The 26,687-nt window shown below is 68.5% G+C and carries 26 protein-coding genes; 12 read left to right on the plus strand and 14 right to left on the minus strand.

The genetic code is table 11. The features are described 5' to 3' along the window. Positions 1 to 14: 14 nt before the first annotated feature. The 4 genes from CFB81_RS19975 to CFB81_RS19990 all read right to left on the minus strand — a co-directional run bounded on the left by CFB81_RS19975 (position 15) and on the right by CFB81_RS19990 (position 4,162). A complete protein-coding gene (locus tag CFB81_RS19975; RefSeq protein WP_089436270.1) occupies positions 15 to 455 on the minus strand; it encodes a DUF1090 family protein in 441 nt (146 codons plus the stop codon). Between the two features lie 167 nt (positions 456 to 622). Next, positions 623 to 1,798 carry a LysR family transcriptional regulator gene (locus CFB81_RS19980; RefSeq protein WP_089436271.1) on the minus strand — a complete coding sequence of 392 codons (1,176 nt, stop codon included), beginning with the start codon at positions 1,796 to 1,798 and terminating at the stop codon, positions 623 to 625. Positions 1,799 to 1,859: 61 nt separating this feature from the next. Then, positions 1,860 to 2,588, minus strand: a complete 729-nt coding sequence (locus tag CFB81_RS19985) for an aspartate/glutamate racemase family protein (RefSeq protein ID WP_069618364.1) — start codon at positions 2,586 to 2,588, stop codon at positions 1,860 to 1,862. Positions 2,589 to 2,611: 23 nt separating this feature from the next. After that, positions 2,612 to 4,162 (minus strand): NCS1 family nucleobase:cation symporter-1, encoded by a 1,551-nt coding sequence (locus CFB81_RS19990; RefSeq protein ID WP_089436272.1) that lies wholly within the window; start codon positions 4,160 to 4,162, stop codon positions 2,612 to 2,614. Between the two features lie 233 nt (positions 4,163 to 4,395). On the opposite strand from CFB81_RS19990, the gene CFB81_RS36410 reads away from it, so the two are divergent. Together CFB81_RS36410 and CFB81_RS20005 are read left to right on the plus strand one after the other, a co-directional pair. Further along, the gene (locus tag CFB81_RS36410) at positions 4,396 to 4,644 is read left to right on the plus strand and encodes a hypothetical protein (protein WP_175974961.1); all 249 of its coding nucleotides are present in this window, start codon (positions 4,396 to 4,398) and stop codon (positions 4,642 to 4,644) included. A 193-nt stretch (positions 4,645 to 4,837) separates the two neighbouring features. Further along, positions 4,838 to 5,389: a DUF3005 domain-containing protein gene (locus CFB81_RS20005; protein WP_089436273.1), complete on the plus strand. Its 552-nt coding sequence runs from the start codon at positions 4,838 to 4,840 to the stop codon at positions 5,387 to 5,389. Between the two features lie 98 nt (positions 5,390 to 5,487). On the opposite strand, the gene CFB81_RS20010 is transcribed toward CFB81_RS20005, so the two are convergent. Then, positions 5,488 to 6,249, minus strand: a complete 762-nt coding sequence (locus CFB81_RS20010; RefSeq protein ID WP_069618360.1) for a DUF4397 domain-containing protein — start codon at positions 6,247 to 6,249, stop codon at positions 5,488 to 5,490. A gap of 507 nt (positions 6,250 to 6,756) precedes the next feature. Here CFB81_RS20010 and CFB81_RS20020 point away from each other — a divergent pair. Continuing rightward, the gene (locus CFB81_RS20020) at positions 6,757 to 7,089 is read left to right on the plus strand and encodes a hypothetical protein (RefSeq protein ID WP_089436274.1); all 333 of its coding nucleotides are present in this window, start codon (positions 6,757 to 6,759) and stop codon (positions 7,087 to 7,089) included. A 115-nt stretch (positions 7,090 to 7,204) separates the two neighbouring features. On the opposite strand, the gene mmsB is transcribed toward CFB81_RS20020, so the two are convergent. The 3 genes from mmsB to CFB81_RS20035 form a co-directional block, all read right to left on the minus strand. Then, positions 7,205 to 8,095 carry a 3-hydroxyisobutyrate dehydrogenase gene (gene mmsB / locus CFB81_RS20025; protein WP_089436275.1) on the minus strand — a complete coding sequence of 297 codons (891 nt, stop codon included), beginning with the start codon at positions 8,093 to 8,095 and terminating at the stop codon, positions 7,205 to 7,207. A 17-nt stretch (positions 8,096 to 8,112) separates the two neighbouring features. Beyond that, complete coding sequence (locus tag CFB81_RS20030; protein ID WP_089436276.1) at positions 8,113 to 9,639, minus strand: CoA-acylating methylmalonate-semialdehyde dehydrogenase; 1,527 nt, start codon at positions 9,637 to 9,639, stop codon at positions 8,113 to 8,115. Positions 9,640 to 9,756: 117 nt separating this feature from the next. Further along, complete coding sequence (locus tag CFB81_RS20035) at positions 9,757 to 11,076, minus strand: MFS transporter (protein ID WP_089436277.1); 1,320 nt, start codon at positions 11,074 to 11,076, stop codon at positions 9,757 to 9,759. Positions 11,077 to 11,233: 157 nt separating this feature from the next. On the opposite strand from CFB81_RS20035, the gene CFB81_RS20040 reads away from it, so the two are divergent. Together CFB81_RS20040 and CFB81_RS20045 are read left to right on the plus strand one after the other, a co-directional pair. After that, a complete protein-coding gene (locus tag CFB81_RS20040; RefSeq protein WP_089436278.1) occupies positions 11,234 to 12,193 on the plus strand; it encodes a LysR family transcriptional regulator in 960 nt (319 codons plus the stop codon). A gap of 93 nt (positions 12,194 to 12,286) precedes the next feature. Then, positions 12,287 to 13,078 carry a uracil permease gene (locus CFB81_RS20045; RefSeq protein WP_069618354.1) on the plus strand — a complete coding sequence of 264 codons (792 nt, stop codon included), beginning with the start codon at positions 12,287 to 12,289 and terminating at the stop codon, positions 13,076 to 13,078. Positions 13,079 to 13,145: 67 nt separating this feature from the next. Here CFB81_RS20045 and CFB81_RS20050 read toward each other — a convergent pair whose 3' ends face one another. Then, positions 13,146 to 13,868 carry a haloacid dehalogenase type II gene (locus CFB81_RS20050; RefSeq protein WP_089436279.1) on the minus strand — a complete coding sequence of 241 codons (723 nt, stop codon included), beginning with the start codon at positions 13,866 to 13,868 and terminating at the stop codon, positions 13,146 to 13,148. A gap of 210 nt (positions 13,869 to 14,078) precedes the next feature. Beyond that, positions 14,079 to 14,717 carry a hydrolase gene (locus tag CFB81_RS20055; RefSeq protein WP_089436280.1) on the minus strand — a complete coding sequence of 213 codons (639 nt, stop codon included), beginning with the start codon at positions 14,715 to 14,717 and terminating at the stop codon, positions 14,079 to 14,081. A gap of 120 nt (positions 14,718 to 14,837) precedes the next feature. Here CFB81_RS20055 and CFB81_RS20060 point away from each other — a divergent pair, with 120 nt between their 5' ends. Next, positions 14,838 to 15,731, plus strand: a complete 894-nt coding sequence (locus CFB81_RS20060; RefSeq protein WP_069618351.1) for a LysR substrate-binding domain-containing protein — start codon at positions 14,838 to 14,840, stop codon at positions 15,729 to 15,731. Between the two features lie 271 nt (positions 15,732 to 16,002). Then, the gene (locus tag CFB81_RS20065) at positions 16,003 to 18,252 is read left to right on the plus strand and encodes a bifunctional diguanylate cyclase/phosphodiesterase (protein WP_089436281.1); all 2,250 of its coding nucleotides are present in this window, start codon (positions 16,003 to 16,005) and stop codon (positions 18,250 to 18,252) included. A gap of 28 nt (positions 18,253 to 18,280) precedes the next feature. Here the strand turns inward: CFB81_RS20065 and CFB81_RS20070 are convergent, their stop codons facing one another. Then, complete coding sequence (locus CFB81_RS20070) at positions 18,281 to 19,342, minus strand: diguanylate cyclase (protein ID WP_089436282.1); 1,062 nt, start codon at positions 19,340 to 19,342, stop codon at positions 18,281 to 18,283. Positions 19,343 to 19,410: 68 nt separating this feature from the next. Continuing rightward, a complete protein-coding gene (locus CFB81_RS20075) occupies positions 19,411 to 20,415 on the minus strand; it encodes a chemotaxis response regulator protein-glutamate methylesterase (protein WP_069618348.1) in 1,005 nt (334 codons plus the stop codon). A gap of 314 nt (positions 20,416 to 20,729) precedes the next feature. Here CFB81_RS20075 and CFB81_RS20080 point away from each other — a divergent pair, with 314 nt between their 5' ends. Continuing rightward, positions 20,730 to 21,158 carry a hypothetical protein gene (locus tag CFB81_RS20080; RefSeq protein WP_089436283.1) on the plus strand — a complete coding sequence of 143 codons (429 nt, stop codon included), beginning with the start codon at positions 20,730 to 20,732 and terminating at the stop codon, positions 21,156 to 21,158. Positions 21,159 to 21,208: 50 nt separating this feature from the next. On the opposite strand, the gene CFB81_RS20085 is transcribed toward CFB81_RS20080, so the two are convergent. Then, positions 21,209 to 21,433, minus strand: coding sequence for a hypothetical protein (locus CFB81_RS20085; protein WP_050013757.1), 225 nt, complete (start codon positions 21,431 to 21,433; stop codon positions 21,209 to 21,211). A gap of 279 nt (positions 21,434 to 21,712) precedes the next feature. On the opposite strand from CFB81_RS20085, the gene CFB81_RS20090 reads away from it, so the two are divergent. From CFB81_RS20090 to CFB81_RS20105, 4 genes are all read left to right on the plus strand, one after another. Further along, positions 21,713 to 22,402, plus strand: coding sequence for a DUF969 domain-containing protein (locus CFB81_RS20090; protein ID WP_089436284.1), 690 nt, complete (start codon positions 21,713 to 21,715; stop codon positions 22,400 to 22,402). Continuing rightward, positions 22,399 to 23,349 (plus strand): DUF979 domain-containing protein, encoded by a 951-nt coding sequence (locus tag CFB81_RS20095; protein WP_069618345.1) that lies wholly within the window; start codon positions 22,399 to 22,401, stop codon positions 23,347 to 23,349. The genes CFB81_RS20090 and CFB81_RS20095 overlap by 4 nt, the downstream gene beginning before the upstream one ends. A gap of 19 nt (positions 23,350 to 23,368) precedes the next feature. After that, positions 23,369 to 24,391: a DUF2891 domain-containing protein gene (locus tag CFB81_RS20100; protein WP_069618650.1), complete on the plus strand. Its 1,023-nt coding sequence runs from the start codon at positions 23,369 to 23,371 to the stop codon at positions 24,389 to 24,391. A 158-nt stretch (positions 24,392 to 24,549) separates the two neighbouring features. Continuing rightward, positions 24,550 to 25,611 (plus strand): asparaginase, encoded by a 1,062-nt coding sequence (locus CFB81_RS20105; RefSeq protein WP_089436285.1) that lies wholly within the window; start codon positions 24,550 to 24,552, stop codon positions 25,609 to 25,611. A 95-nt stretch (positions 25,612 to 25,706) separates the two neighbouring features. Here CFB81_RS20105 and CFB81_RS20110 read toward each other — a convergent pair whose 3' ends face one another. Continuing rightward, on the minus strand, positions 25,707 to 26,681 hold the full coding sequence (locus CFB81_RS20110; protein WP_089436286.1) for a LysR family transcriptional regulator: 975 nt from the start codon (positions 26,679 to 26,681) through the stop codon (positions 25,707 to 25,709). Positions 26,682 to 26,687: the final 6 nt, after the last annotated feature.

Genomic DNA, 26,687 nt, shown 5'->3' on the forward strand with positions numbered 1-26,687 from the left:
GGCGTTTCAACCCTTCAATCCGTCAGCGCTTTCAGCGCGTCGCGATCGACCTGCGCGTCGTGCAGGTCACGCGTGGCGTTGCGCAGCTTCGCCTGCTTGTCGGCGAGCTTGCGTTGCGCGTTGTTCAGCTTCTTTGCATCGCCGCGCGCTTCGGCTTCGTGGACGCGCGCCTGGGCGTGGCGTACTTCGTCTTCCGCGTTGCGCAGGTCACGCGTCCTGTCGGTCAGCTTGCGTTCGGCGCGTGCGAGCTGGCCGCCATCCGTGCAGTTCGCCTGGATTCGTTCAAGCACGGCCTGCTGGCGCATCGCCTGTTGCGTGTTGCCGAACCGTTTCGCGTTGTCGATCTGCGTGTGCAGCGCGCGGATGCGCGTCGCGCAGTCCTGAGTGCCGGCGAATGCGCCAGTGCTCGCGAATAGCGCGACCGGGACGGCCAGCGCGATGAGCGGGTTCTTCATGGGGATTTTTCCTCGATTCGATCAAGCGGACACGGACGTTCGCAATGCGACGTCCGCCGGCACATATTCAAGGCGTCATTCTGACGAGTCGGCGCGGCGCGGGTAAATAGGACCGGTCTGACATGCAGCGGCCTGGTGGATCATGCCGGCCGCGCGTGCGGCGCCGGTCAGTGCGACTTCGTCGCGATGCGATGAATGCGGGCCGCCTGCGCGACGCGCGTCGGCGGCGACGCATGACAATGCGTGGCCGGTCCGTGGCGCGTGCGTCGGGCAGGCTCGGGCGGATCGGCGACGGCCGGCGTGGTTTTCGGCTCGTCCGCATCGGCCCCGGAAGCGGCGATCGCCGCGATCGCAGGCAGCCTCGCGTCGGTGTCGAGCCATGCGCGCGTCGCTTCCGCGATCAGTCCGCGCAGCCATCGACCGCCTTCCGCGCACGCGCCCGATTCGTTCCACGTCATCCGGTACGCGATGTCCGGCGGTTCGGCCGGCAGCGCGACCGCGGCGAGCGGCAGCAGCTTCGCGTAGTGTCGCGCGAGCCGGTACGTGGTGGTGAGGATCAGGTCGCTGCGCACGAGCGCATGCGCGGCGAGTTCGAAGTGCGGCAGCGTGACGACGATGCGCCGCTGCAGGCCCACGCGTTCGAGCTGCCGGTCGATCGCGCCGGACGCTTCGAGCCACGACGGCGTCGGGCACAGCTGCGGCGCCGCGGCGAACCCGGCGGCCGTCATCGCGCCGCGCCGCGCGAGCGGATGCGTCGCGCGCATCAGGCACACGACGCGATCGTCGAAGAGGTCGTCCTGCCGGAAGCGCGACCGGCGTGCGGGGCGGTTGTCGATCACGACGTCGAGTTCGCCGTCGGCCAGCGCGCGCTCGTCGTCGAACCCGTCGCCGAGCGGATGGAACACCAGTTGCGCGTTCGGCGCACGCTCGCGGAACAGCGCGACGAGCTTCGGCACGAACAGCACGTTCAGATAGTCGGGGCAGCCGATCCGGTAAGTGCGCACCGACGTGCGCGCGTCGAACGTCGGCTGCTGGATGCGGATGAAGTCGATCACGCGCAGCGCGTTGCGCAGCGGCTCGATCAATCGCGCGCCGAACTCGGTCGGCACCATCCCGTAACGGCTGCGCACCAGCAGCGGATCGCCGAGCAGCGTGCGCAACCGCTTGAGCGCGGCGCTCGTTGCCGGCTGCGACATGTTCAGGCGCACGGCCGCACGCGACACGGTACGCTCGGTCAGCAGCACGAGCAGGATGCGCATCAGCCGCGCATCGAGCACGTCGAGCGCGCCCACGGCGTCGCCTGCGTCGCGGGGCGGGGCGGCCGGATCTAGCGGGCGCCGCATGCCGATACGCGTCCCGGCGAGACGGGGCGAGCGCGCCACCCGGCAGCCGGCCGGCGGCCCGTCATTTCGCGAAGGTTCCCGGCCAGCCGACGATCCGCTTCGGGCGCGGCGGCGCGTACGTGCGGACCTTCGACGTCTTCAGCTTCAGGCGCACCAGCGACTCGGCGAGCGCGACCGCGGCCGACACGCCGTCGACGACCGGCACGCCCGTGCATTCCTCGATTTGCCGGTCGAGGCCGGCCATCCCGCCGCAGCCGAGGCAGATCACTTCCGCGCGATCGTCCTTCACCGCGCGCTGCGCCTCGACGACGATCGATTCGATCGCGCGGGCCGGGTTCTCGTCGAGTTCCAGCACCGCGAGGCCGCTCGCCCGCACCGACGCGCAGCGCGCATCGAGCCCGGCGAGCTTCAGGCGATCCTCGATCAGCGGCACCGTGCGGTCGAGCGTCGTGACGACCGAGTAGCGATGGCCGAGCAGCATCGCGACGCTCGCGGCCGCTTCGGTGATGTCGACGACGGGCACCGTCAGCAGTTCCTGCAACCCTTCGCGGCCGTGTTCGCCGTACCCGGCCTGGATCACCGCGTCGTACGGTTCGTCGTAGCTCAGCACGCGATCCATCACGGCGATCGCCGCGAGGTAGCTCTCGAAATTGCCTTCGATCGACTCCGCGCCGAAGCGCGGCGTGAGCCCGACGATCTCCGTGCCGGGCGACGCCGCGGCCTGCGCTTGCGCGGCGATCGCGTCTGTGATCGACCCGGTCGTGTTGACGTTGACTACCAGGATTCTCATTGGTGACTCCGTATGCGTGTGTGTCAGTGTTGCGTGCAGGCGACCGCGATGTGTTCGCCCGAGCGCGCTTCGTAGTGCCGCTTGCGATCGGCCGTCAGCCAGTACACGCTTCCTGCGATCGCCGCGCCGAGCAGCCACGAGAACGGCGTCATCGCGCTGAAGGCCGGCACGACGGCCAGAGCGATCGAGATCAACGCGGACGGCACGAGTGCCGCGAGCGCCTTGCGGTTCACGCCGCGCGTGTAGAAGTAGGCGCCGGTCGGTGCTTCGGTATAGAGGTCGGGCACGTTCACGCGCTGCTTGCGCACGAGCCAGTAGTCGACCGTGATGATTCCGTACAGCGGGCCGAGCAGCGCGCCGAGGCCGGACAGGAAATAGACGATCACGATCGGGCTGTTGTACAGGTTCCACGGCAGGATCAGCACGGCGATCGTCGCGCTGATCAGGCCCGCGCGGCGGAACGACAGGCGGTGCGGCGCGAGGCTCGTCAGCACGAAGGCCGGCGCGACGAAGTTCGCCATGATGTTCACGGCGACCGTCACGATCAGGAAGGCGAGGCAGCCGAGCACGAGGAACGGCTTGTTCGGCACCGTCGCGATGATTTCCGTCGGGCTGTGGATGATGTGGCCGTTCAGCTTGAACTGCGCGCCGGCCAGCACGAAGCTGATCGTCGCGAACACGAGGATGTTGACCGGCAGGCCCCAGAAGTTGCCGACGCGCACCGTTTTCGCGCTCGGCGACGAACGGGCGAAATCGCAGAAGTTGAGCACCAGCGTGCCGTAGATCGCGAGCCACAGCGCGCCGCCCGCGAAGATTTCCGTCCACATCTTCACGCCGCTCATCGGCTTGCCGATCGACATCGCGAGCTGGCCGCCGGTGCGGCTGAACATCCATGCGGCGAGCGACAGCGTCGTGACGAGGATCACCGGGCCGGCGAGCCCCTCGTACTTGCGGACCATCTCCATCCCGTACGTGAGGATGCCGATCTGCACGAGCCAGATCGCGATGAACGTGATCCAGCCGAGCGACGACAGCCCGCAGATCGCATTCCGGTCGAACGCGGCGAGGCCCGGCCAGATCGCGGTGAGCAGCACGCGCAGCACGACCGACGCGAGATAGGTCTGGATACCGAACCATGCGATCGCGATCACCGCGCGGATCAGCGCGGGCAGCAGCGCGCCGTAGATGCCGAAGCTCATCCGGCTGATCACCGGGAACGGCACGCCGGTCTTCTGGCCCATGTAGCCGGTGAGGTTCATGAACGAGTACACGAGCACCGCGCCGATCGCGAGCGACGCGAGCATCTGCCAGCCCGACAGCCCGAGTGCGAACAGCCCGATCGCGAACGAGTAGTTCGCGATGTTGTGCACGTCGTTGGTCCATAGCGCGAAGATGCTGTAGCGGCCCCAGGTCCGGCCTTCGGCCTGGGTCGGCGCGAGATCGGCGTTATGCAGCCGCGGGCTCGGCGCGGGATCGCGCGCGGCCGTGTCGGTTCGATGCGATGCGTCGTTCGCGCCGGGCCCGATGCCCGCGCGGTGGATGGCTTCCAGTTGCACGCCGGTGTCTCCTTCCATGTGCGGGGCGCGACACCGGCGCCTGTCGTACGCAGCGCGGGCCGGGCCCCGGTGGACGTTATGTGTCGGATTTGTTCGCGAGTATGGGCGGCGGCTACCGCGATGGGAAATTAAATATTCGGGTGGACGTCATTTGAAAAATGAATGCAATGGCGGGCGGTCGCGGAGAGCGGCGACGGCACGCATATTGCGAGTCATCGGGTTCCATCCACATCGACATCAGCGGAGGTGTCATGCAGCGATATTCCATTCGTCACGTATCGCGAGCCGTCTTCGCCGGCATCCTGATCGCGGGCCTGGCGGCAGGCGCGGGTTGCCAGAAGAAGGGCGACAACGGCGCGGCCAGTTCGGATTCGAGCGCAGCGAGCGGCATGTCGGCCGCGCCTTCCACCGCACCGTCGGGCATGCCGAGCAGCGGCGCGGCCGGCACGACGCTGCCGGGCGCGGCTTCCGCGCCGGCCGGCGCGAGCGGCGGCGGTTGACGGGCGGTCAGGCGGGCGGCGCGCCAGCGTGCCGCCCGTCCGCTCACCGAGTGCCGCGTTCGTCGGCACGTGTGTCGAGCGGCGCACGTGTGGGGCGATGCGCATGAAAGATTTGCAAGGACCGTTGTAGCGAATTCCGGCCCGGCGACGACGGCGTGACGCCGGCGTCCGCCGGGTCGGGCAAGGAGGTGCGATGCAGAACGCGGAATCGAACCCTACCCCGGAAAAGCAGCGGGAACAGATCGCGAAGAGTCCGGTGAAGACGCCGGCGGCCGGCGACATGCCCGACGCGGCGACGCAGGCCGCACAGGCGGCGCAGCGTCCGCTGACGCCGGAGGCCGTCGCCGGGAAAATGCCGACCGGCCTGCCGGCGATCGACGTCGATGCGCATGCGGTCGACAGCGGCGATCCGGTGCGCCGGGCCGCCGGGCGGATCGTCACGCTCGACAACGCGAACATGGCGATGACCGACAACACGGTCGACGTCGACGGCAAGGGCATGGAGGCGCGCACCGGCGCGTCGGAACTGCAGGACAACGTGATCTATTCGAACGCGTCGCTCGACGAAGCGGTCGATACGCCCGACGAAGGGCTCGGCGGGATCGAGAGCCGGCCGTCCGGCAACATGCCGCAGATCGCGACGCGGCCGGGCTGGCGCGTGCGCCATGTCGGCGACGTCGATATCGAGCATGGCGACAGCACGCGCGCCGAGCACGTGATCTGCCTCGAACGGGCCGACGACTGATGGCGGGCGCCGATACCGACGCTTGATACCGGTATACGACCCGCGGCGGCCGATGCAATCGCACCGGCCGCCGCGTGTCGTTTCGGGACCTTGCTGCGTTACTGCGGACCCAGTTCCTGCGCGGACGTATCGGCGTTGTTGCCCTGCGCGACGAGCACGTGAATGTCGTTCGGCGTCACGTCGCCGACGCCGCCGGACGGAATCGTCAGCAGCAGCCAGTCCGCGTTGTTGCCGATGCTGACCGGCGCGGTCCTGAGGATCGGCGACTTGCTGCCGGCCGTCGTGACGATCACCTGGTAGGTGCCGCCGTTCAGGTAGACCGAATCCTGCGTCGTCGCCGGCACGGCGTTCTGGTAGGCCGCACCCGCCATCGTCGGGCTTTGCGTCGTGATGTCGGTGCCGGGCGGCACGACGTACACGTCCACATTCTGTGCATTCGGCGATGCGTTGAAGCTGCGCACGCGCGCCTTGTCCGACAGCAGGCCCTTGTCGTACGGATCGTCGATCACCGAGATCAGCGACGTCGTGCTCGGCAGCGCGATCGTCGTGTAGTGATGCCCGTTCGCGGCACTGAACGATTGGGACGCGATGGTGGCGGTCGTGCCCGACACGTCGTAGCTCGCGGTCTGCGTACCCGAATCGATGTCGTGATAGCGCGTCACGCCCTTGTATGCGACGCCCGACTGGTCGATCTTCGCATTCAGGTAGTAGTCGAGGTTCGGGCCGGCCGGCACCGCGTTGATGAAGCGCGCCTGCGGCTTCGAGATGCCGAGTTCGGTCCCGGCGTCGTCGCCGCCGCCGCACGCTGCGAGTACGGAAATGACCGAGCACAGGGCCACTATCGTTCGTATTGATTTCATGTCGTCCTCTCGTTCAGGAAACCTGCCTTGCGATGCGGGACCGCCGCGCAAAGGATCGCGCGGGGCGCAGCGCCGGTTGGAAGGAAGATGGCTGTCCGCCGGATGGCGGGCGCGCAAATGACGCAATCGATGTGCCTGCGCGGAAAAAAGCCGGCGAACGACGGCGGGGCGCGCGACGCGGGGCGCGATAGGGGCGGGCTGCGCGATCGGCGCAGTTGTAAAAACGCACATCCGCACGCTACGCGCCGGGGCCAGCCGGCGTGGCGCCACCTGGCCGAAGCGTGCGCGAGAACCCGGCGGGGGCGTGCATCGACGGTCGCGCCGGACGAAATGACTTGCCGGACGAATACGACAGCTGGCGACGGCTGTAAATCTTGCCTGATTCGGCCATCGTTTAACCATTCGAAACAATGTGTTCACCGAAAGGGGCATGATCTCCGGCGATCGAGCAGGCATACTGTCGTCTATGTTGCTCAATGCACGTCGACCGGCGTGCGCTTGCCCTCCATGTCCATTCCAGTCTCTTTTCGAACCTTGCGATGGTTGGCCATTGCGGCGACTGCATGCTTGCTCGCCGCATGTTCGACCGCTTCCGACGTGACCGCGACGTCGAACCCGAACGTGTTCACCGTGACGACGCGCACGGTGGGCGTGTCGACGACGTGGGCCGACGCCCACGAGAAGGCCGTCAGCGAAGCCACCAACTACTGCTCGCAGCGCGGGATGCGCGCGAGCATGAAGCAGGAATCGCTGACCGCCGGCCGCCGCGTCGACGCGCGCTCCGAACTCGCGTTCGAGTGCCATCCGACCTTCGAGACGGCGTCGAACCCGCGCGGTTGACCGACCGGCGGCATGATCGCGCCGCCCGCGTTGTCCTCCCCCCGCATGCAAACCGACCCGCGATGCCGTACCGGCACGTCGCGGGTCGGCGCACGTCCGGCGTCGGCCGGGCGGGTCAGGCCGGCTGCGCCTCGTACAGCTTCACGCACGCGGAGAAGTCGAGCGTGCCGAGCCCCTGCTGGCTCATCGACTGATAGAGCTGCTGCGCGAGCGAGCCCATCCAGACCGGCTGATGCGCGCTGCGCGCGGCTTCGGTCGCGAGCCCGAGATCCTTCAGCATCAGGTTTGCCGCGAAGCCGCCCGCATAGCCGCGCGCGGCCGGCGCCGTGTCGCTCACGCCCGGATACGGGTTGTACGCGTCCGAACTCCAGCAGCGGCCGGTCGACGTGTTGATGATGCCGGCCAGCACGGCCGGCTCGATGCCGAGCGTGGCGCCCAGCGCCATCGCTTCCGCCACGCCCATCATCGAGATGCCGAGCAGCAGGTTGTTGCAGATCTTCGCGATCTGCCCGGTGCCGGTGCCGCCGCAGTGCACGACGTTCTTGCCCATGTCGAGCAGCACCGGGCGGATGCGCTCGAACAGCGCGGCGTTCGCGCCGACCATGAAGGTCAGCGTGCCGGCCTGCGCGCCGCCGGTGCCGCCCGACACGGGCGCGTCGGCGAGCGGGCAGTCGCGTTGCGCGGCGGCGTCGGCCACCGCGCGCACGGTGCCGGGATCGATCGTGCTGCAGTCGATCAGCGTCGCGCCGGCGCGCGCGCCGGCCAGCACGCCGTCGTCGCCGAGGTAGACGGCGCGCACGTGCTGCGCGGCCGGCAGCATCGTGATGATCACCGAGCCGCGAGCGGCGGCGTCACGCGGCGACGCGGCTGCCGTCGCGCCGGCGCGTACCGCGGCGTCGACCGCGTACGCGTCGAGGTCGAACACCGTCAGCGCGTGGCCGGCCTTGAGCAGGTTGGCGGCCATCGGGCCGCCCATGTTGCCGAGTCCGATGAAGGCGATTTCCATGTGCGGGCTCCGTCGGGTCAGCGCAACGCGATCGTCGTGTTCACGCCGCCGGCCGTCGCGTCGTCGTCGAACCAGCGCGCGGTGACCGTCTTCGTCTGCGTGTAGAACTGCACGACCTGCTTGCCGTACGGGCCCAGATCGCCGAGCTTCGAGCCGCGCGAACCGGTGAAGCTGAAGTACGGCACCGGCACCGGAATCGGGATGTTGATGCCGACCTGGCCGACGTCGATCTCGCTCTGGAACTTGCGCGCCGCCGCGCCGCTCTGCGTGAACAGGCCCACGCCGTTGCCCATCGGGTTGCGGTTGACGAGCGCGATCGCGTCGTCGAGCGTGTCGGCTTCCATCACGACCACCACCGGCCCGAAGATTTCTTCCGTGTAGATCGACATGTCGGTCGTCACGCCCGAGAAGATCGTCGGGCCGACGAAGTTGCCGTGCTCGTAGCCGGGCACCTTCACGTCGCGGCCGTCGAGCAGCAGCGTCGCGCCTTCCTTCACGCCGGCGTCGATCAGCGACACGATGCGTGCCTTCGCCGCTTTCGACACGACCGGGCCGACGTCGGTGCCGGCTTCGGCGCCCGCGTTGACCTTCAGCGCCTTCGCCTTCTCGACGAGATCGGGCAGCCAGTCGCGCGCGTTGCCGACCAGCACGACGACGGAGGTCGCCATGCAGCGCTGGCCGGCCGCGCCGAAGCCCGCGCCGACGAGTGCGTTGATCGCCTGCTCGCGGTGCGCATCGGGCAGCACGACCGCGTGGTTCTTCGCGCCCATCATCGACTGCACGCGCTTGCCGTGCTGGCTGCCGAGGTTGTACACGTGGGTGCCGACGCGCGTCGAGCCGACGAACGAGATCGCCTTGACGTCGGGGTGCGTGCACAGGCGGTCGACCACCGTCTTGCCGCCGTGCACGACGTTCAGCACGCCTTGCGGCACGCCGGCCTCGATCGCGAGTTCGACGAGCTGCATCGTCGACAGCGGGTCCTGCTCGGACGGCTTCAGCACGAACGTGTTGCCGCAGACGATCGCCATCGGGAACATCCACAGCGGAATCATCCCGGGGAAATTGAACGGCGTGATGCCCGCGCAGACGCCGATCGGCTGGCGCAGCGTGTAGGTGTCGACGCCGCCCGCGACGTTCTCCGCGAATTCGCCTTGTTGCAGCGTGCCGATCGAACACGCGTGCTCGACCACTTCGAGGCCGCGGAAGATGTCGCCCTGCGCATCGGGCAGCGTCTTGCCTTGTTCGGCCGTCAGCGTGTGCGCGATCCGTTCGAGATTGCGGCGCACGAGATCCTGGAACTTCAGCATGATGCGCAGCCGCGCGCCGATCGGCGTCGTCTTCCAGGTCTGGAACGCGCGCTGCGCGGACGCGATCGCGGCATCGACCTCGTCGAGCGTCGCATACGGCACGCGGCCGATCACTTCCTGCGTCGCGGGGTTCACGATATCGCCCCATTCGGCGCTTTGCGAGTCGACGAACGCGCCGTCGATCAGCAGCTTGGCGGTGGGCAGGGCGAGGGTGGTCTGGGGAACTGCGGCGTTCATGGAACTCTCTCCGGGGAAACGAGGTGGCGAGGACAAAGGGAAGCCTGCGTCCGCCGCGCGTGCAGGCGCGGCGGGCGGCAGGGCGAACTGAATCCGATTAAATGCCGTCCGGCGTGCTCAGGCGCGCGCCGGGCGCATCAACGCGGTACACACGAGCGCGAACACGCCGAAGCCGACGAGGTACGCGATCACGTAGTGCGGCTGGCCGCCGCCGGCCTTGAGCAGCGACGTCGCGATCATCGGCGCGAAGCCGCCGCCGATCACGCCGGCCAGCTGGACCGACAGCGAGATGCCGCTGTAGCGGATTTCCGCGGGAAACTGCTGCGCGAACAGCAGCGATTCCGGCGCATAGAGGATCGGGAACACGACGCCGAGGCCGAGCACGATCGCCCACCATGCGGTCGACGTCTGCTGCGTGCCGAGCATCATGAAGAACGGCGCGGCGAATGCGCACATCAGCACGAGGCCGATCGCGAACATCCGTCGCTGGCCGATGCGGTCGCTCAGATGCCCGCACAGCGGCATCGTGACGAGCGACAGCGCCGCGCCGGCCGTGATCGCGTGCAGCATCTCGGCCTTCGGCAGACGCAGCTGCTGCGTCGCGTAAGCGAGCGCGAACGTGACGACCATGTAGAACCAGGTGTTCTCGGCGGCGCGCGCGCCGACGATCGTCAGCACTTCGCGCGGATGGCGGCGCAGCGCGGCCGTCACCGGCGATTTCTCGGCCTTGCCCTGCTTGCGGACCTTCTCGAAGTCGGGCGATTCCGGCACCTTCGCGCGGATGAACCAGCCGAGGCCGACGAGCGCGATGCTCGCGAGGAACGGCACGCGCCAGCCCCACGACAGCATGTCGGCTTCCGGCAGCGCGGCCACCGCGGCCATCGCCAGCGACGACAGGATCAGGCCGAGCCCGACGCCCGTCTGCGGCAGGCTGCCGAACAGCCCCTTGCGGCCCTTCGGCGCGTGCTCGACGGCCATCAGCACAGCACCGCCCCATTCGCCGCCGACGGCCATCCCCTGCAGGAAGCGCATCGCGATCAAGAGCGCGGCGGCCCAGTAGCCGATGCTGTCGTACGACGGGATCAGCCCGATGATCATGCTCGGCACGCCCATCAGCAGCAGCGTGATCATCAGCATCGATTTGCGGCCGATGCGGTCGCCGAAGTGGCCGAACACGATGCCGCCCATCGGCCGCCCGATGAAGCCGACCGCGAACGTGCCGAACGCGGCGAGCGTGCCGACGACCGGGTCCAGCGACGGGAAGAAGATGCGGTTGAACACGAGCGCGGCGGCCGTGCCGTACAGGAAGAAGTCGTACCACTCGATCGTGGTGCCGGCCATGCTGGCCCAGCCGGCCAGCAGGTAATGCTTCGCGGTGCGCTCGGGCGCCGGCGTCGCGATGGTCGCATGCTCATCGAGGGTGGATCGGGTCTGCATGGTGTCTCCGGTTTTATTGCCCGCGGCTCATGGTCCGCAGGTCACGGTCGAGTATAGTTATGCGCAGATTCATGATGTACCGATAAAGAAACCGGTTGGATGTGCATTTATGCATATCGACGGCCGGCCCGGAGACGCCCGTTTTTTTCCCTCGCCGATGCGACATGCCACCGAGCCGGTTTCCGGCAACCTGAACTGGGACGACCTGCGTTTTTTCCTCGAAGTCGCGCGGACGCAGCGCGCGAGCGGCGCGGCGAAACGGCTCGGCGTCGACTACACGACCGTCGCGCGGCGCATCCGCGCGCTCGAAGCCGCGATGGGCACGCTGCTGTTCGACAAGTCGCGCTCCGGCGGCTTCACGCTGACGGCCGAAGGGCAGCGGCTCGTTGCGTATGCGGACGCGATGGAGACGACCGTGCAGTCCGCGTGCGACCAGGTCGCGAACACGGGGGAGGCGCTGTCGGGCCACGTGCGGATCGGGTCGACCGAAGGGTTCGGCTGTTTTTTCCTCGCGCCGCAGCTCGCGCAGTTTCGCGCCGCGCATCCGCACGTGACGGTCGACCTGCTGCCGGTGCCGCATTTCGTCAACCTGCCCAAGCGCGAGGCCGATCTCGCGATCACGCTCGAGCGTCCCGAGCGCGGGCCTTACGTGGTCACGAAGCTGTGCGACTACCAGTTGCGGCTCTATGCGACGCGCGACTATCTGGCGAACCACGCGCCGATTACCTGCACGGACGATCTCGCGCGGCACGCGTTCATCAGCTACGTCGACGATCTCGCGTTCAGCAACGAACTGCTGTACCTGGACCGTGCGGTGCCCGGCGCGACGGCGGGTTTGCGCACGACGAGCGTGATCGCGCAGGTTTTCGCGGCGCTACAGGGCGGCGGCCTCGCGATCCTGCCGTGCTTCATCGCGGCCACGCAGCCGGCGCTGGTGCCCGTGCTGCCGAACGACGTGGTCGTCACGCGGTGTTTCTGGCTGACGTGCCGCGAGGATCTGCGCAAGCTGCGGCGTGTGACCGCGCTGTGGGATTACCTGCGCGCGGCGGCGGACGCGAACCGCGCGTTGCTGTCGGGGGAGTCGGGCACGCTGCGTTTCGTCGGCGAGCCGGAGTAGCGGTCGACGGGCGGGGCGCGACGGCGACGCGACGATCGATCCGGATGACAACACGGCCGGCGGCGATTCGATCGGCTATCGGGGAGAGGGCAAATGGCGTTGACGCATGCGGGCAAGGTTTTCGTGGTGTGCGTGGTCGTATTCGGCGTGACCGCCTACTGGCTCGCGTCGCGCATGGTGCGCCGACAGACGGGCGGCAAGCGCGGTTCAGGTGGCGCGGTCGCGTTCTGGTGGCTCGTATGTTTTTGCCTGGTGTCGCTGTTTTTTCCGTTCGCGTACTGGATCGGCGACGAGCTCTACGCACTGACGGTGTCGCCGAAATACGAGGCGACCGTCGTGTCCTACGAATCCGGGTGGGATACGTGCGAGCGTCGCGACAGCCGCGGGCGCACCGAAAAGTATCGATGCATCCAGTACACGTCGATCCTGGAAGCCACGATGCCGGATGGCGAACGCATCGTGCTGCCGGGCAACATTCGCTCGGGCGCCGTGCCCGAAATCGGCGAGAAGATCGATGTCGTGTTGCCGCAAGGCGCCCGTCAGTGGCACGAACGCAGCGTGCGGAGTATCGGGCTGCTGGCCGGCGGCACGGTGATGGTCGCGATCATCGGGTATTTCGTGTACCTGATCGCGGCGTACGGGGCCGGGAAGAAGATCGACGGCGCGGCACGCTTCGGCGTGGCGGCCGTGCTGAACGGGCTCGTGCCGCTCGGCGCGCTGCTGATGGAAATCGCGTTGCTGAGCGTGCCGTACCGTTACTGGGTGCACGGGAATCCGCAGCAATGGCCGGTATGGGTGCTCGCGCTGTGCCTGCTGTTCGCGCTGGCGCTGCTGCCGTTGCTGCTCGTCCATGCGCGAACCGCATGGCGGGCGGTGGTGAAGTAGCGGAGGCGCGGCATGCCTGTACCGCGCCTCGCGAGCGCAGCGCGGGGCAGGCCGCGCCGCGCGGCACTCAACCCGGGCAACCCAGCCGATCCGCAAGCTCGTTCAGGTCCCTGACGTCGAAATCCCACGCATCGTCGGCTTGCAGGTCGGTCGTCTGGCCGGGCCCGTGCTCGGTCGGCCGCAGCACGAACGCGGTCGACAGCCCGAGCCGGCGCGCGGCCGCAAGATCGCCGTTGTGCGCGGCCACCAGGCACAGCTCGGCCGGCGCGAGGCCGAGAATCTCGACCGCTTCGGTATAGACGGCCGGCGACGGCTTGTACGCGCGCGCAACCTCGGCGCCGAGAATCGCGTCCCACGGCAGCCCGCCGTGCTTCGCGACGTCGACCATCAGCCGGATATTGCCGTTCGACAGCGGCGCGATGATGTAGCGCTGCTTCAGCCGGTGCAGCCCGGCGACGGCATCGGGCCACGGATCGAGCCGGTGCCACGCGAGATTGAGCGCGTCGATGTCGGCATCGGGCACGTCGACGATCCCGAAACGGTCGAGCGTACGGACGAGGTTCTCGCGATGCAGCACGTCGAGCCGCACGTAACGGCGGCGTCCGCTGCGGATTTCTTCCATCGACGGCGAATATTCGGCGCGCCACGCATCGGCGAACGCGAACGGATCGAGTGTCGGCGCGTGGCGGTCCAGGAAGGCGGCAGCGCCGCGTGCGACACCGCTTCTCCAGTCGACGATCGTTCCGAAGACATCGAAAACGAGCGCCTTGATTTCGGCAGGGTTCGTCATGGGGGTCCAGTGAAAGTCGTTCGATGAGGGTTCACATCGCCGTGCCGCTGGATGGCGCGACGCCGGTTCGATCGACATTGAATCACGGATACGAAAACGCGGCCGGGGAGGCCGCGATGCGGGACTCGCGCGCCGGTCGCGCCGGCGCCCCGAAGCAGGGCAAGGGCGCGCGCTGGCCGGACAGCGCCGACCGCCGCGCCCCCGGGCCGATCAGCTCTTGTCGTACGAGAACTGGATGCCGGCCGTGCCGCCGGTTTCGATGAACAGGTTCACGAACGCCGGCACGGTGGCGCTGCGCGCCCAGTCGCGCTGCAATTCGCAGAACAGCTGCGCGACGCTGATCATCTGGCCGCCGGCCTGCTCGATGCGGCGCAGCGCGGCTTCGTGCGCGGCGACCGACGTGCCGCCGACCGCATCGACGACCACGTACACCTCGTAACCCGCCTTCAGCGCGTCGAGCGCCGGGAAGGTCAGGCACGCTTCGGTCCACAGCGCGGTCATGATCAGCTTCTTGCGGCCGGTCGCCTCGACGGCCTGGCGGAACTCGACGTCTTCCCACGAGTTGATGCTCGTGCGGTCGTAGGTCGGATAGCCTTCGAGCGCCGCGCGCAGTTGCGGGATCGGCGGCTTGTTCAGCCCGGTCTTCACGTTGACGGTCGAATGGACGATCGGCAGGTCGTACGCAACCGCCGCCTTCGATGCGCCGACGATGTTGTTGATCAGCAGTTGGCGGTCCATCGACGCGATGGAATTCACCTGCACCGGCTGGTAATCGATGACGATGAACGCCGCGTTCCGCGGGGTAAGCAGGTGGTCGTTCGCGGGGTCGCGAATCGGTTCGCTTGCCATGGTTGCCTCCAGAGATAGTTCGGGAATGTGAAGGGGCACGTCGAAACACGATGCTATGCCTGCAACAACCGGTGTTCCAGTCCCTTAAAATGCCGTCAGTGTTCTATGGGTGGAACAATCATGGATGACCTGAACGACCTCTACTATTTCGTGAAAGTGGTCGAACACGGCGGGTTCACGCAGGCCGGGCGCGCGCTGGACGTGCCGAAATCGACGTTGAGCCGGCGCATCGCGGCGCTGGAAACGCGGTACGACGTGCGGCTGCTGCAGCGCACGACGCGCCATTTCATGGTCACCGAGACCGGGCGCGAATTCTACGAGCGCTGTCTCGCCGTGCTCGTCGAAGCCGACGCCGCGCGCGAGGTGATCGAGCGCCGGCACGCCCAGCCGCGCGGCATCGTGCGCGTGAGCTGCCCGACCGCGTTGCTCGAATACCGCGTGAGCGAACTCGTGGCGCGTTTCATGGCGCTTCATCCGCAGGTGCACGTGCATCTCGAGGCGACGAATCGCCGCGTCGACCTGTTGAGCGAAGGATTCGACCTGGCGCTGCGCGTGCGCTTCCCGCCGCTGGAGGACAGCGATCTCGTGATGCGCGTGCTCGCCGACAGCCCGCAGCGGCTGGTGGCGGCGCCGCAGTGGCTGGCTGGGCGCGCCGCGCCGTCGGACCCGGCCGAGCTGATCGGCGTGCCGAGCCTCGACTGGGGGCCGGCACGGCATCACGTGTGGCAACTGATCGGGCCGAACGGCGAGCATGCGCAATTGCGCCACCACCCGCGCTTCGTGACCGACGACATGCACGCGCTGCGCGATGCGGCGATTCATGGCGTCGGCATCGTGCAACTGCCGTGCATGGTCGTCGAGGACGACCTGCGCAACGGCACGCTGGTCGACGTGCTGCCCGGATGGGCGCCGAAGGGCGGCGTGGTGCACGCGGTGTTTCCGTCGCGGCGCGGGCTGCTGCCGCGCGTGCGCCTGCTGATCGACTTCCTGGCCGAGCACATCCGGAAGGATTGACGGGCGGCGCGCCGGCGCCGTCGTGCGGCGCTGCAACCTTTCATCGCACCGGCCGCCGCCCGCACGCCGCGCGGCAACCGAGCGTAAACCCCTGATGTAAGCAGACACGCCGATCGTCACGGATTGGTGTTAAATACATTTCGGTGCGCCCTCGCTCGGCGCGCAAACGGGGCGCACCGGGGATCGGCGTAAACCCGGAGCGGAACAGGGCACGAAATATCGATGACGAACCGGGCGTATCAGACCCGGTCGGACAGACGGCAGGATTCACTTGAATACCGAACCGCAAAGTTCTCGCTACAGCCTCGGGCTCGCCGCGGAAGTGCTCGCATCCGAGCAGAGCGTGCTGAGGCTGATCACACGCAACACGCCGCTGCCGGAACTGTTGGTCGAAGTTTGCCGGCGTGCCGAGGCTTTGCTCGGCGACGGCGCGTCGTGCACGATCCTGCTGCTCGATACGGACGGCGTGCACGTGCGCGTCGGCGCGGCGCCGTCGCTGCCCGCGCAGTACAGCGCGGCGATCGACGGCGCGACGATCGGCCCCGCGGCCGGCTCGTGCGGCACCGCGATGTACGAGCGCCGGATGGTCACCGTCGAGGACATCGAAACCGATCCGCTTTGGGCCGACTATCGCGCCATCGCGTTGCCGCTGGGCTTGCGCGCGTGCTGGTCGGTGCCGTTCCTCGACGACGCGGGCGCCGTGCTCGGCGCGTTCGCCGTTTATCATCATTGGCCGTGCCGCCCAAGCGACGAGGAAACGGCGCTGTTGCGCGATATCGGCAACAGCGTCGGGCTCGCGGTGCACCAGGACCGGATCGCGCGGCAGCTCGCGCGCAGCGAGGAACATCACCGGCTCGTCGTCAACAGCCTGAGCGAGGGCATCCTCGTCGTGTCGCGCGACGGCGTCGTGATCGCGAGCAATCCGAGCGCGAACCGGATGATGCGCGCGAAGGGCGAACTCGTCGGCCGCCGGCTGTCCACGGTGATCCTGCGCAAGCTTCGCGAGGACGGCACGCCGATCGACCCGTACGACTGGCCGAGCCGGCGCGCGCTCGACACGGCCACGCCGATGCTCGACTACACGGTCGGCTTCGGTCTCGCGGACGGCGACATCATCTGGGTGCGCGGCAACGCGGTGCCGATCGTGAGGCCGGGCGAGACGCAGGCCGACTCGGTGCTCGTGTCGTTCAACGACATCGGCCCCGTGCGCGAAGCGCAGCAGCAGTTGCGCTACATGGCGACCCGCGACGCGCTGACGGGCCTCTACAACCGCCGCTGGCTCGGCGACCGCATGCGCGAGCTGTTCGGCGTGCGCGATGCGGCGGCCGGGCCCGCGCGCGTCGCGATCCTGTTCATCGATCTGGTCGGCTTCAAGAAGGTCAACGACACGGCCGGCCACGACGCGGGCGACGCGCTGCTGCGCAGCGTCGCGGCGCGGCTCGCGGGCTGCGCGGACGGCCGCTACGCGCTCACGCGCGTCGGCGGCGACGAGTTCGTGATCCTCGTCGACGACTGCGACGATCCCGAGCGTCTGGCGGGGCTCGCGCGCGAGGTCATCGACGCGATCGCGAAGCCGTTCGCGATCGCGAACAACGAATACTGGCTCGGCGTATCGATCGGCATCAGCGTCGCGCCGCGCGACGGCGACGACGCCGTGACGCTGATGCGCAACGCCGATTCGGCGATGTACGACGCGAAGCAGCACGGCCGCAACCACTTCACGTTCTTCACCGCGCAGCTCAACCTGCGGCTGCAGCGCCGCTTCGCGATCGAGCAGTCGCTGCGGCGCGCGCTCGCGTCGGACATGCTGCGGCTCGCGTATCAGCCCGTGGTCGACGCGCGCACCGGCCGCACGGTCGGCGCCGAAGCGCTGCTGCGCTGGACGAGCCCCGAGCTCGGGCCGATGTCGCCGGCGGAATTCATTCCGGTCGCGGAAGACACGGGGCTGATCGTCGCGATCGGCCAATGGGTGCTCGAAACCGCGTGCCGGCAGGCGGCCGAGTGGCGCCGCACGATCGCGCCGGACCTGATGCTGGCCGTCAACCTGTCGCCGCGGCAGTTTCACGAAGGGCTCGTCGAATCGGTCGCCCGCTGTCTCGCGCAAACGCGGCTCGACCCGTCCGCGCTGGAACTCGAGATCACCGAAGGCGTGCTGATGAACGACACGGACACCGTGCTGCCGATGCTCGAAGCGCTCACGGACATGAACGTGCGGATCTCGGTCGACGATTTCGGCACCGGCTATTCGTCGCTCGCGTACCTGAAGCGCTTTCCGCTGCACAACCTGAAGGTCGACCGTTCGTTCGTGTCCGGCGTGCCCGATCATCACGACTCGGTCGCGATCACGCAGGCGGTCGTCGCGATGGCGCATTCGCTCGGCATGAAGGTCACGGCCGAAGGCGTCGAGACGCAGGCGCAGTCGTGGTTCCTGCAGCAGATCGGCTGCGACATGCAGCAGGGCTATCTGTTCAGCCGCCCGCTGGATCCGCACGACTACGCGCGCCGGCTCGGCGCCGCGTGAGCGCGACGCGCTCGCCGGACATGGCGCGTCAGCGCGCGCCGAACCCGCCGCCGCCCGGCGGCGTCGGCGACGGATCGATCTCGACCCGGTTCTTGCCTTCGTGCTTCGCGCGATAGAGCGCGCGGTCGGCCGCCTCGATCAGCACGGTCGTCGGCAGGCCGGGCGCCGGCACGATGCTCGCGCCGCCGATGCTGATCGTCACGATCTGGCTGCCCGTGGACGAATGCGCGTGCCGTACGCGCAGCGCCTCGACCGCGAGCCGGATCTTCTCGCCGAGCAGCCGCGCGGCGCCCGGCGACGTGGCCGGCATCACGACCGCGAATTCCTCGCCGCCGAAGCGGGCGGCGAGATCGCCCGACTGCCCGAGGCAGCGCTCGATCGTCGATGCGATCTGCTTGAGCACGCTGTCGCCGGACACGTGCCCGTACGTGTCGTTGTACAGCTTGAAGTTGTCGACGTCGATCATCAGCAGCGACAGCTCGCTGCGCTCGCGCGTGCCGCGCCGCCACTCGGCGGCCAGGTATTCGTCGAGATAGCGCCGGTTCGACAGCCCGGTCAGGCCGTCGGAGTGCGTGAGGCGCCGCAGTTCGAGATTGGCCTCGAGCAATTGCTGTTGCGACTGCCGCAGCGCGCGATAGGCTTCGTCGCGCTGCAGCAGGTTCATGTACGAGCGCGAGTGGTAGCGGATGCGCGCGACGAGCTCGATGCGGTCGGGCAGCTTGACCAGGTAATCGTTCGCGCCGCACGCGAACGCGGCGCTCTTGATCACCGGTTCTTCCTGCGTCGACAACACGATGATCGGCACGTCGCGCGTCGCCGGATTCGCGCGGTACGCGCGCACGAGGCTCAGCCCGTCGGTGCCGGGCATCACGAGATCCTGCAGGATCACGGTCGGGCGCGTCTCGATCGCGGCGGCCATCGCGTCGTCCGAGCGCGGGCAGTAGTGGAAGTCGATGCCTTCCTCGTCGACGAGCGCGCGCCGCACGGCTTCCGCGACGATCGTCTGGTCGTCGACCAGCAGCACCATCGCCGGCGCATCGGCGGGCGACGCGGTCGGGCCGCCCGGCGGGCGAGTCAGGTCAATCGTCATGGTCGATGCGGGTCGTTGCGGTTGTTGCTGGGGCAGGCATGGGCGTTGCGCGCGGTCATCGTCGGGGCTCAGATCCGCGCGAGCGCCGCCAGTTCGCCCGCGATGCGCCCGAGCGGCAGGATCGCGCGCGCCGCGCCGAGCGTCGCGGCCGCCTTCGGCATCCCGTACACGGCGCTGGTCGCCTCGTCCTGCGCGATCGTATGGTAGCCCTTCATGCGCAGCGCCTTCAGGCCGATCGCGCCGTCGCGTCCCATCCCGGTGAGCAGGACGCCGATCACGCGGCCGGGCCAGTGCTCGGTCAGGCTGTTGAAGAACACGTCGACCGACGGACGATACGGCGTGGCGGCCGGTTCCCGCGTGTATTCGAGCGTGCCGGCGCGCGTGATGCGCAGGTGATCGTCGGTCGCGGCGAGCAGCGCGACGCCCGGCTGCGGGCGGTCGCCTTCGTGCGCGACGCGCACGGCGAGCCGGGTCTGACCGTCGAGCCATTGCGCCATGCCTTCGGCGAACGCGCGATCGACGTGCTGCACGATCACGATCGGTGCATTGAAATCGGCCGGCAGGCTGCCGAGGATCGATGCGAGCGCGCCGGGTCCGCCGGCCGATGCGCCGATCGCGACCAGCGGGCCGACGCCGCCGCGCGCGGCCGCGCCGGCCACGCGCGTGCCGCCCGGCGCGTCGAGCAGGCGGCCGATCTGGTCGATCTTCGCGAGCAGCAGTGTCGTCGTGTCGCCGGCCGCGCCGTCGCCGAGCCGCGGCGTATCGACCGCGTCGAGCGCGCCGGCGCCCATCGCCTCGAACACGCGCCACGCGTTCGCGCCGATGCAACTCGTCACGATCAGGATCGCGCATGGTCGCTCGGAGCGCATGATCCGCCGCGTCGCTTCGATCCCGTCGAATTTCGGCATGATCAGATCCATCAGCACGATGTCGGGCGGCTGCGCGGCGCACAGTTCGACGGCCTGCGCGCCGTCGGTCGCGACCCACAGCACGCGGTGCTCGGGCCGTCGCGCGATCGCGCGGCGCATCGCCTCGACGGCAAGCGGGAGGTCGTTGACGATGCCGATGTTCACAAGCGGAATTCTCCGGTCGGTTCGTAGTGTTGTTGGAGGTGGGCCGGGTTCATGGAAGGTGCAGCCGGTTCGGCGCGGCCGGACGGCATCGGCGGCCGGACGGCGCGGCATTCTTTTGGGTTGACGACGCCCGAATGCTGTCATGCGGCGCGGGCGGCGGCAATCGAAAAATTTGCGCATTGTGCCGTTTCAGTGCGTTTCCTCCATGGCGATGCCGCATTGTCTGCAAGCGGGCCAGTCGATCCCGTGCGGACAGGCCGCAAAAGTCCGCATGTTACCGTGCCGGCATCGACAAAAAGAAAGGAGAGAACCGAATGACCGCGCCCGATACCGTCCTCGTCAGACGCGCCCCGTACGCGCCGATCGTGATCGAGCAGGACGGCTGTTTGCTGTACCGGATCTACATCGAGAGCGGGCACGCGTCGTTCTACCGCGATTTTCCGGTCGAACCCGATGCGGTGCGCGTGCTGCGCGACGATGCCGAACGCTATTACTTCCTGTTCGCGGCGCTTCACCATCCGTACCAGTTGAGCGCGACGAACCTCTCCGATGCGGAGCGCGAGCGTTATTTCAGCACGATCCTGTTCGCCGGCCGCGACGCGGTCGAAGCGTTCATGACCGAACGCGATCGCGCCAGCAACGGCGCGGTGGCGAACCTGCTGAGGATCTTCACGCAGGCGGATTACCGACAACTGCGCGAGGGCCGGTGGTTCGGCATGGGCGCGGGCACGCCGGCCGCGTAGCGGACCGTACCGTGGCAATCGGGCCGCGCAGCGGCCCCGCCGCCGCGCCGTCAATGGCTGCGCGCGTAGCCCTGGATCAGCGCGCGCATCATCCCCTCGACCGTCGCGTCGCGCAGGTCGTCTTCCTGCTCCGCTTCCTCGACGAGCGCGGCATAGGCGGTCGCGAGCGTCACGCGGTCGACTTCATGGCGTTGCTCCATCAGCGTCACCATCCCGTCCTTCGCCAGATGCGCGGAGAACGCGCGGCTGCCGATGGTCTGGAATACGTCAATCATGGCGGCTCTCCCATACGTTGCCGATGCTTTTCAGTGTAGTCGGCGTCCCGCGGCCGCGCCACGCGCGCCGACCGGCCGACCGGCCCGATTCGTCCGATGAAACACCGCCGACACATGCCGCATGCACGGTATCCGGCGGCTTCAACGTTTACCCGAATCGGCAAATTGTCGACTTTTTATCGATAAAGTCTCGTGTTAGATTTCGCCGTCCGAGCCCGATGCAAACCGGGCCGGCAGCGCGCGGCCGACGTGCCGCGCGTCCAGACACAAGGAGGGGAAATGCTGGTGCTGATTGGGGTGCCGATCGTCGTGATCGGCTTCGCGCTGCGCTTCAATGCGCTGCTGGTGGTCACGATCGCCGGGCTCGCGACGGGGCTGGCGGGCGGGCTGAATCTCGTCGACATCGTCAGCGCGTTCGGCAAGGCGTTCGCCGAGAACCGCTACATGGGGCTGATCTGGCTCACGCTGCCGGTGATCGCGCTGCTCGAGCGCAACGGGCTCAAGGAGCAAGCGAAGCGGATGATCGCGCGCGTGCACGCGGCCACCACGGGCCGCGTGCTGATGCTGTACTTCGTGCTGCGCCAGACGACGGCCGCACTCGGCCTCACGTCGCTCGGCGGCCACGCGCAGATGGTGCGGCCGCTGATCGCGCCGATGGCCGAGGCCGCCGCGGTCGGCCGGCACGGCGAGCTGCCCGAGTCGGTGCGCCAGCAGATCCGCGCGCATGCGTCGGGCGCCGACAACGTCGCCGTGTTCTTCGGCGAGGACATCTTCATCGCGATCCAGTCGATCCTGCTGATCAAGGGCTTTCTCGAACAGAACGGCATCGCCATCGAGCCGCTGCACCTGTCGGTATGGGCGATCCCGACCGCCATCGCCGCGCTGCTGATCCACTGCACGCGCCTCGCGCTGCTCGACCGCCGGCTCGCGCGCGGCTTCGGCCTGGTGAAGCAGGAGGGCGCGCGATGATCGGTCTCGAATCGCTGTACACGCTCGCGGGGCTCATGTTCGCCGCGTTCGCGTACTTCAACCTGACGGACCGCACGAACCCGCGGCGCGTCGTCAATTTCGCGTTCTGGGCCATCTACGCGATCACGTTCCTGTTCGGCGCGCTGCTGCCGCATTTCGTCATGGGCTGCCTGGCGATCGCGCTCGCGCTGATCGCCGGTTCGGGCAAGCTCGGCCGCGGCCGGTCCGACGAGGCCGGCGAAGCGGCGGCCGTGCGGCGCGAGACGCTCGCGCAGCGCTTCGGCAACCGGCTGTTCCTGCCCGCGCTGCTGATTCCGCTCGTCACGCTGATCGGCACGTTCGCGCTGAAACTCGTGCCGTTCGTCGAGCCGAAGAGCGTGACGCTGATCTCGCTCGTGCTCGGCACGATCGTCGCGTTCGTCGTCGCGCTCGCGATGCTGCGCGATTCGCCCGTGCATGCGCTGAAGGAAGCGCGCCACACGATGGACGCGGTCGGCTGGGCCGCGATCCTGCCGCAGATGCTTGCGGCGCTCGGCGCGCTATTCGCGGTCGCGGGCGTCGGCGGCGTGGTGTCGGGGCTCGTGAAGGAATGGGTGCCGATCGATTCGCCGTTCGCGGTGGTCGCGGCCTACACGGTGGGCATGGCGCTGTTCACGATGATCATGGGCAACGGCTTCGCCGCGTTCCCGGTGATGACGGCCGGCATCGGCCTGCCGCTGATCGTCCACCAGTTCCACGGCAATCCGGCGATCATGGGCGCGATCGGGATGCTGAGCGGCTTCTGCGGTACGCTGATGACGCCGATGGCCGCGAACTTCAACATCGTGCCCGCGGCGCTGCTCGAACTGAAGGACAAGAACGGCGTGATCAAGGCGCAGTGGCCGACCGCCGTGCTGCTGCTGGCCGTGAACACGCTGCTGATGTACGCGTTCGTATTCCGCTTCTGACTCGATGGACGAGATCCTCATGACCGACCGACTCACCCCCGAACTCGCGTCGAAATTCGCGTCGCTCGCGCTCGCACACCTGACCCGCGAATATCCGAACAAGCTCACGCATGCGCTCGAAGGTCCGCACGACGTGCAGGGGCCGCGCGCGCTGCACCCGATCTTCTATGGCAGCTACGACTGGCACTCGTGCGTGCACGGCTACTGGCTCGTGCTGCGCGTGCTCGAACGCTTCCCGGCATTGCCGGAGGCCGAGCGCATCGTCGCGATCGTCGACGCGCACTTCACCGACGCGAACGTCGCCGGCGAGCGCGCGTATCTCGCGCGGCCGCACAACAGCGGCTTCGAGCGGCCGTACGGCTGGGCATGGCTGCTCGCGCTCGTCGCGCAGCTCGAGCGGCTCGCGCTGAAGGGTGCGCTGCCGCAGGCCGCGCGCTGGGCGAAGACGATGGCGCCACTGGCCGACCTGTTCGTGTCGCGCTTCGAGACTTTCCTGCCGAAGGCCACCTATCCGCTGCGCGTCGGTACGCACTTCAACACCGCGTTCGCGCTGGCGCTCGCGCTCGATTTCGCGCGCGATACGCGACGCGACGGGCTCGCGGCGCTGATCGTCGATACCGCGAAGCGCTGGCACCTGAACGACGTCGCATGCCAGGCGTGGGAGCCGTCGGGCGACGAATTCCTGTCGCCCGCGCTGATGGAAGCCGAACTGATGCGGCGCGTGCTGCCGGCCGCCGAATTCGACGGCTGGTTCGCGCGCTTCCTGCCCGACCTCGCGCGCGGCGAGCCGGCGACGCTGTTCGAGCCGGCGACGGTCAGCGACCGCAGCGACGGCAAGATCGCGCACCTCGACGGGCTGAATCTGAGCCGTGCGTGGTGCCAGCGTTCGCTGGCCGGCGCGCTGCCGGAAGGCGATGCGCGGCGCGCGAAGCTGCTCGACGCGGCCGATAGGCATCTCGCGAGCGCGCTCGCGCACGTGGCCGGCGACTACATGGGCGAGCACTGGCTCGCGACGTTCGCGTTGCTCGCGCTGGACGCGTAGCGCACCCTCAATCTTTCGTGGGGGCACGACCGCCTTTGCATCCCATGCAACACCGCTTTCCATATCAGGACCGGCGCGCGGCGGCGGCGACTCGCTACACTGCCGTACCGGTTGGACGGGCCCCGGCATCAGGCCCGCGAGCAAGGAGACAGAAGAGGATGGACACCCCACGCGCAGCGGTCGTCACGTACCGCGGGAAGGCGATCGAGAACACGCACATCGCCCATGTGGCGGTCGTCGATGCACGCGGCCGGCTGCTGGCCCGGTTCGGCGACCCGTTCCGGATGACGCTCGCGCGGTCGGCGGCCAAGCCGGCCCAGGCGCTGTCGGTGATCGAGACGGGCGCGCCGGAGCGCTTCGGCTTCGACGACGCGGACATCGCGCTGATGTGCGCGTCGCACAGCAGCGAGGATCGTCACATCGAACGCACGCGCGCGATGCTCGCGAAGGTCGCCGCCCACGAATCGGATCTGCGCTGCGGCGGCCATCCGCCGTTGTCCGACGCGGTGTACCGGGCATGGATCAAGCGCGACTACACGCCGACCGGCGTGTGCAGCAACTGTTCGGGCAAGCATGTCGGGATGCTGGCCGGCGCGCAGGCGATCGGCGCCGCGATCGCCGATTACCATCTGCCCGACCACCCGATGCAGGTGCGCGTGAAGCACGTGGTGGCCGATGCATGCGGCCTGCGCGACGACGAGGTCGACTGGGGCATCGACGGCTGCAACCTGCCGACGCCCGCGTTCTCGCTGGATCGGCTGGCGCGCCTGTACGCGTCGCTGGCCGACGGCGCGGACGCGGTGGAAGCGGGCGGCGCGCTCACGGACCGCGTGCGCGCGCTGGCGCGCATTCACCGTGCGATGACCGCCCATCCGGAGCTGGTCGCAGGCGAAGGGCGCTATTGCACGGTGCTGATGAGCGCGTTTGGCGGGCAGGTGGTCGGCAAGCTCGGCGCGGATGCGTGCTACGGGATCGGCGTGCGCGCGTCGGAACGCACGCGGCAACTCGGCGCGGACGGTGCGCTCGGCATCTCGGTGAAGATCGAGGACGGCAATCTCGACGTGCTGTATATGGTCGTCAGCGAAATCCTCGAGCGGTTGCAGATCGGCACGGCCGAGCAGCGCGCGCAACTGTCCGCGTTCCACCGGCCGCCGATGCTGAACACGCAGGGTGTCGAGTTCGGGCACGCGACGTTCCCGTTCGAATTGCAGGTGGCTTAGGGCCAGCGCAAGCCCGTTATTAGCGTGAACAGGCCCTGACGCGGTCGCCGCGCCGATGCCGCCGGCCCGCCATCCGGGCCGCGCCTCGGCGCGCGCTACGCGCGTGCGTCGCGAAGCTTCGCCAGCTCCCGATCCGACAGCTCGCCGATCTGCGCGAGATGTTCCACGAGAAAATCCTTCAGCACGCGCAGCTTCGCCGAGCTGCGCCGGTTCGCCAGATACGCGATGTAGATGAATTCGCCGGTCAGCCGGTTCTGCAGCCGGTAGCGCGGCAGCACGGCTTCGAGCTGGCCGCCCGCGAGCAGGTCGCGCACCAGCCAGATCTCGAATTCCGCGATGCCGAGCCCCGCGCAGGTCGCTTCCAGCAGCAGCTCCGAATGGTCGGTGACGAGATTGCCGGCCGGCAGCACGCTGTGCCGCGTGTCGCCGCGCACGAGCTCCCAGCGCGGATCGCCTTCCGGGTGCACGTAGCGCAAGCAGTTGTGGTGCTTCAGGTCGTCCGGCGTCGCCGGGCGACCGCAGCGGTCGAGGTAGCCGGGCGTCGCGCACAGGATGCTGTCGTTGCGCGACAGCCGGTGGACGACCAGGTTGTCCAGGTAGTTCTCGCCTTCGTGGATGTCGAGATCGAAGCCGCCGGCCACGAGGTCGTTGTGGTTGTCGGTGAGCCGCACGTCGAGCTGGATCGTCGGGTAGCGCGCGAGAAACGGCGCGATCAGCGGCGCGAGATGGCGGCGGCCGAACGCGACCGGCGCGGTGAGCTTCAGCGGGCCGCTCGGCTGCGCATTCAGCTCGGCGACGACGCGCAGCGTGTCGTCGAGATCGGCGATCAGCGTGACCGCGCGCTCCAGATAGATATGGCCGGCTTCGGTGAGCGTCACGCTGTGCGTCGAACGGTGCAGCAGCGCGACGCCGAGCGCCTCCTCGATCGCGGTGACCTTGCGCGCGACCGTCGACGTCGACACGTGCATCTCCTTCGCGACCGCCGAAAAACTCCCCGTTTCGACCACCCGCACGAACGCGCGCATGGCGCCCAGGTGATCGATGCCGGTTTCTCTCGCGCCTTTTTTCATTCGATT

Origin of the sequence: Burkholderia sp. AU28863, from assembly GCF_002223195.1 — a bacterium.
Lineage (GTDB): Bacteria > Pseudomonadota > Gammaproteobacteria > Burkholderiales > Burkholderiaceae > Burkholderia > Burkholderia sola.